At 69.6% G+C, this 5,103-nt stretch carries 7 protein-coding genes; 6 read left to right on the top strand and 1 reads right to left on the bottom strand.

Annotated features, from left to right (window positions below):
- A partial coding sequence (locus tag ACN27A_RS34105; RefSeq protein WP_421459084.1) for an IclR family transcriptional regulator domain-containing protein occupies positions 1-266 on the top strand: 266 nt, incomplete at its 5' end.
- Between the two features lie 128 nt (positions 267-394).
- A complete protein-coding gene (gene pafA / locus ACN27A_RS34100) occupies positions 395-1,753 on the top strand; it encodes a Pup--protein ligase (RefSeq protein WP_421459082.1) in 1,359 nt (452 codons plus the stop codon).
- Between the two features lie 23 nt (positions 1,754-1,776).
- Here pafA and ACN27A_RS34095 read toward each other — a convergent pair whose 3' ends face one another.
- Complete coding sequence (locus ACN27A_RS34095; protein WP_421459079.1) at positions 1,777-2,364, bottom strand: class I SAM-dependent DNA methyltransferase; 588 nt, start codon at positions 2,362-2,364, stop codon at positions 1,777-1,779.
- A gap of 61 nt (positions 2,365-2,425) precedes the next feature.
- Here ACN27A_RS34095 and ACN27A_RS34090 point away from each other — a divergent pair, with 61 nt between their 5' ends.
- The 4 genes from ACN27A_RS34090 to ACN27A_RS34075 all read left to right on the top strand — a co-directional run.
- Positions 2,426-3,430, top strand: a complete 1,005-nt coding sequence (locus ACN27A_RS34090; protein ID WP_421459077.1) for a helix-turn-helix transcriptional regulator — start codon at positions 2,426-2,428, stop codon at positions 3,428-3,430.
- Positions 3,427-4,413 (top strand): helix-turn-helix transcriptional regulator, encoded by a 987-nt coding sequence (locus tag ACN27A_RS34085; protein ID WP_421459076.1) that lies wholly within the window; start codon positions 3,427-3,429, stop codon positions 4,411-4,413. Before ACN27A_RS34090 ends, ACN27A_RS34085 begins: the two co-directional genes overlap by 4 nt.
- A gap of 72 nt (positions 4,414-4,485) precedes the next feature.
- Positions 4,486-4,716, top strand: a complete 231-nt coding sequence (gene tatA / locus ACN27A_RS34080) for a Sec-independent protein translocase subunit TatA (RefSeq protein ID WP_421459074.1) — start codon at positions 4,486-4,488, stop codon at positions 4,714-4,716.
- A 74-nt stretch (positions 4,717-4,790) separates the two neighbouring features.
- A partial coding sequence (locus ACN27A_RS34075) for a twin-arginine translocase subunit TatC (protein ID WP_421459072.1) occupies positions 4,791-5,103 on the top strand: 313 nt, incomplete at its 3' end.

Below are 5,103 nucleotides of genomic sequence, written 5' to 3'. Positions count from 1 at the left end.
CCACCGTAGCCAGCATCTCCGAGCTGACCAACCAGCTGGCCGCGGTGCGTGACCGGGGCTGGGCCAGCGTCAGCGAGGAACTCGAGGTCGGACTCAACGCGGTCGGCGCACCCGTCTACGACGTGCATTCCCAAGTGGTTGCCGCGCTGAGTGTTTCGGGCCCCAGCTACCGGCTCGGGGTGGACCGCTTCGAAGAGGTCGCCAAGCTCACGATCGCGGCCGCCGACGAGATCAGCCGCCGCCTCGGCTGGATCGCGCGCGACTGAGAATCGGCAGGTCGGCGACCTCGCGGGCGGCTGCTGCAACTCCCGGGCGACGGCGATGATCCGCTGTTCGCGCGACTCCGGCGTGGCCCGGCCACCACTTCGGCCGGGCAACAAGTAGTCTCGATGAGGTGCAGCGACGAATCATGGGCATCGAGACAGAGTTCGGTGTCACCTGCACGTTCCACGGCCATCGCCGGCTGAGCCCCGACGAGGTCGCCCGCTATCTGTTCCGGCGGGTGGTGTCGTGGGGACGCAGCAGCAACGTCTTCCTCCGCAACGGTGCGCGACTGTACCTCGACGTGGGCAGCCACCCCGAGTACGCGACCGCCGAATGCGACAACCTGACCCAGCTGGTCACCCACGATCGGGCTGGTGAGCGCGTTCTCGAGGATCTGCTGGTCGACGCCGAGCAGCGCCTGGCCGATGAGGGCATCGGCGGTGACATCTACCTGTTCAAGAACAACACCGATTCGGCGGGCAACTCCTACGGCTGCCACGAGAACTATCTGATCGTGCGCGCCGGCGAGTTCTCCCGGATCTCCGATGTGCTGCTGCCGTTCCTGGTGACCCGACAGCTGATCTGCGGTGCCGGCAAGGTGCTGCAGACCCCGAAGGCGGCGACATACTGCCTGTCCCAGCGTGCCGAACACATCTGGGAGGGCGTCTCCTCGGCGACGACCCGGTCTCGTCCGATCATCAACACCCGTGACGAACCGCACGCCGACGCCGAGAAGTACCGCAGGCTGCACGTCATCGTCGGGGACTCGAACATGAGCGAGTCGACGACCATGCTCAAGGTGGGTTCGGCCTCGCTGGTCCTGGAGATGATCGAGGCCGGGGTGGCTTTCCGGGATTTCTCACTGGACAACCCGATCCGGGCGATCCGCGAGGTCAGCCATGATCTGACCGGTCGGCGCCCGGTGCGCCTCGCCGGCGGTCGGCAGGCCAGCGCGCTGGACATCCAGCGCGAGTACTACGCCCGCGCGGTGGAGTACCTGCAGACCCGCGAGCCCAACGCCCAGATCAACCAGGTGGTCGACCTGTGGGGCCGCCAGCTCGACGCCGTCGAGAGCCAGGACTTCGCCAAGGTCGACACCGAGATCGACTGGGTGATCAAGCGCAAGCTGTTCCAGCGCTACCAGGACCGGTACGACATGGAGCTCTCGGATCCCAAGATCAGTCAGCTCGACCTGGCCTACCACGACATCAAGCGCGGCCGCGGCGTGTTCGACCTGCTGCAGCGCAAGGGCCTGGCGGCCCGCGTCACCACCGACGAGGAGATCGAGGCCGCCGTCGACACCCCGCCGCAGACCACGCGTGCGAAGCTGCGCGGTGAGTTCATCAGCGCCGCCCAGGAGGCTGGCCGCGACTTCACCGTCGACTGGGTGCACCTCAAGCTCAACGATCAGGCGCAGCGAACCGTGTTGTGCAAGGACCCGTTCCGGTCGGTCGACGAACGCGTCAAACGGCTCATCGCCAGCATGTGATCACGCCGGGCGGCCCCCATCGATCACGCCGGGCGGCGGTGCACCGAGACCGCGTAGTCGCCCCCGGTGTAGGCCTCCCGGTCCCAGGTCGCCCAGCGGTGCATCTTCTCCAGGCCGGCCGCGGCGGCGATGTCGTCGTATCGCTCCAGGGTCAGCCGGCCTGGTCGCAGCTGAAATCCCGCGACCAGCAGTCCGCCCGGCCGCAGCCGCGCCGCGAGCTGGTCGACCACCGCCTGCTCGGTGCCCTTCTGCAGGAAGATCATCACGTTGCCCGGGAGCGCGATCAGGTCGAACACCTCATCGAGGTTCGACCCGGTGTCGACCAGGTCGGCTTCGACCCAGCGCAGCTCCGGCGCCTTGGACCGGGCCGTGGCCAGCATCGACGGATCGGCGTCCAGACCCACCACCGAACAGCCGCGGGCGGCGAGTTCGATCGCCACCCTGCCGGTCCCGCATCCGGCGTCCAGCACACGGGTTCCGCCGCCGGTTCTCAGCAGCGACTCGATCAGGTCGGCCTCGCCGTGCACGCTGGCGCCGCTGGCCGCCAGGCGCCGCCACCGCTCGTCGTAGTCGTCGCCACGGGGCACATCCGAGCTCTGCCAGCGATTCACCGGGCGATCCTGTCAGACGCGCCGCGTCAGAGCCGGGCCGGCTCGCCTTAAGCTCTTAGGCGTGGGGACCTCCAAAGTCGAACGGCTGATGAACCTTGTCATCGCGCTGCTGTCCACGCGCACCTTCATCAGCGCCGACCGCATCCGCGAGACCGTGTACGGCTATTCCGGGGACGGCAGCGACGAGGCGTTCTCGCGGATGTTCGAGCGGGACAAGAACGAGCTGCGTGACCTGGGCATACCGCTGGAGACCGGGCGGGCCTCGGCGACCGACCCGACCGAGGGTTACCGGATCAACCGGGACGCCTACGCGCTGCCGGCGGTCGATCTGACGCCCGACGAGGCCGCCGCCGTCGCGGTGGCCACCCAGCTGTGGGAATCCCCGGAGCTGATCACCGCGACCCAGGGGGCGCTGCTGAAGCTGCGGGCCGCCGGCGTGGACATCGAAGCCGCCGAGGGCGACGTCGCCATCACGTCCACCGCCGCCCTGCCCGGCCTGCGCGGGTCCGAGGAGGTGCTGGGAATCCTGTTGTCAGCCATCGACTCCGGCCAAGCCGTGCAGTTCGGTCACCGGCCGGCGCGCAGCGAACCGTACGTCACCCGCACCGTGGAACCCTGGGGTGTGGTCACCGACCGGGGGCGGTGGTACCTGGTCGGACACGACCGCGACCGGGATGCGGTGCGGACGTTCCGGCTGTCCCGGATCGGGGCGGAGGTGACCGCTGTCGGCCCGCCGGGATCGGTGCACCCGCCCGAGGACGTCGACCTGCGCGAGATCGTGGCGCGGGTGGTCGGTGACTGGCCGTCGACCGGACAGGCCAGAGTGTGGGTGGCCGACGGCCGCGCTACCGCGCTGCGCCGGCGCGGCACGATGGTCGGGCCCAGAACGCTCGCCGGCCGCCCCGGTGCCGAACTCAGCATCGAGATCGGCATGGTCGACCGGCTCGCCCGCGAGGTCGCCAGCTACGGCGCCGACGCGGTGGCCCTGGAGCCGGCCACGCTGCGCGAGGACGTCCTGGCCCGGCTGCAGGCACAGGCGACGCCGGATCGCGAGGTGAGCGTATGACCGCGACGTCGGCGCGGCTGGTCCGGCTGCTGAACATGGTGCCCTACTTCCAGGCCAACCCGCGGATCACCTACGGAGAAGCGGCCTCCGACCTGGGCGTGAGCGTCAAACAGCTCCGCGAGGACCTCAATCAGCTGTGGATGTGCGGGCTGCCGGGCTACGGGCCCGGCGACCTCATCGACTTCGAGTTCTCCGGCGACACCATCGAGGTGACCTTCACCGCCGGCATCGATCACCCGCTGCGGCTGACCTCACCGGAGGCCACCGGTGTGCTGGTCGCGTTGCGGGCGCTGGTGGACGTGCCGGGGATGGTCGACCCGGAGGCCGCGCGCAGCGCGATCGCCAAGATCGAGTCCGCCGCGGGACGGGCCGGCAGCGGGCCGGACGGCGCCGCCGTCGAGGAGCCCGCCCCGGTGGAGAGCGACGCCGCCGCCGCGGTGCGCACCGCGGTGCGCACCGACCGGGCGCTGGCCATCGAGTACTACTCCGCCTCCCACGACACACTGTCGAGCCGGGAGGTCGATCCGATCCGCGTCGTACTCGTCGGCGACCACAGCTACCTCGAAGCCTGGTGCCGCTCGGCCGAAGGGGTGCGGCTGTTCCGTTTCGACCGGATCGTCGACGCCCGGGTGCTCGACGAGCCGACCGCGCCGCCCCCGCCGGCGGTCCAGGCCGGCCCCGACACCTCGCTGTTCGACCCGGACACCGCCGACCCGTCGCTGCCGACCGCGACGCTGCGGGTCGCCCGGTCGGCGTCGTGGATGTTCGACTACTACCCGCTCCGGGTGCTGCGCGAGTACCCCGACGGCTCCTGTGAGGCCGCCATGACCTACGCCTCGGACCACTGGATGGCGCGGTTCGTCCTGGGGTTCGGGTCGGCGGTGCGGGTGCTCGACCCGCCGCAGCTGGCCGAGCGGGTGCGCGAGGCGGCCGCTGCAGCTCTCGACGCCTATCGGGTCGGCGGGGAACCGTCGAACGAGTAGACTCGGCTCAGACGTCTGGAGGTAACCAAATTGGGTGGTTTGCAACCCTGGCACTGGGTCATCGTCATCGCCGTGTTCGTGTTGCTGTTCGGTGCCAAGAAGCTCCCGGACGCGGCACGTTCGCTGGGTAAGTCGATGCGCATCTTCAAGTCCGAGATCAAGGAGATGCAGTCCGACTCCAATTCGGGCAAGTCGGACCAGCCGACGCAGATCACGTCGGAGCGGGTCGCCGACCCCGGCGATGTCTCGGGCAGTGCCGCCACGCAGCCGGCCGAGCCGTCGTCGGACAATCGCTCGGCTTGACGGGTCGACCCTCACCCCGCGGTCTCGGTGTCCGCGGGGTGAGTTTGCGCCTTCCCCCGCAGCGCTAGGCAGCCGTGCAGATACCTGGACTCTTCAAGAAATTCGACCCGCGCCGGCGCCGTTCGCGGGGCAACCCCGACGGCACGATGTCGTTGGTCGAGCATCTCACCGAACTCCGCGGCCGATTGCTGATCTCGGTGCTGGCCGTCCTCGTGACGACGATTCTGGGTTTCCTCTGGTACACCCACGGGGTCTTCGGTCTGCCGAGCCTCGGTGACTGGCTGCGCGGCCCGTACTGCGAGCTGCCGGCCTCGTCCCGCGCGTCCATCACCGACGACGGCTCCTGCCGGCTGTTGGCCACCTCGCCGTTCGACCAGTTCATGCTCC

The sequence above is a fragment of the Micromonospora sp. WMMD737 genome (assembly GCF_049179055.1).
Classification (GTDB): Bacteria; Actinomycetota; Actinomycetes; order Mycobacteriales; family Micromonosporaceae; genus Micromonospora; species Micromonospora reichwaldensis.
Note: the sequence above shows the minus strand (reverse complement) of the source record. Positions and strands in the feature narration are given on the sequence as shown.

What these genes read in the sequence shown, in the direction of transcription:
- ACN27A_RS34085 (WP_421459076.1), top strand. Translation starts at nt 3,427, where the DNA reads ATGACCGCGACGTCGGCGCGGCTGGTCCGGCTGCTGAACATGGTGCCC.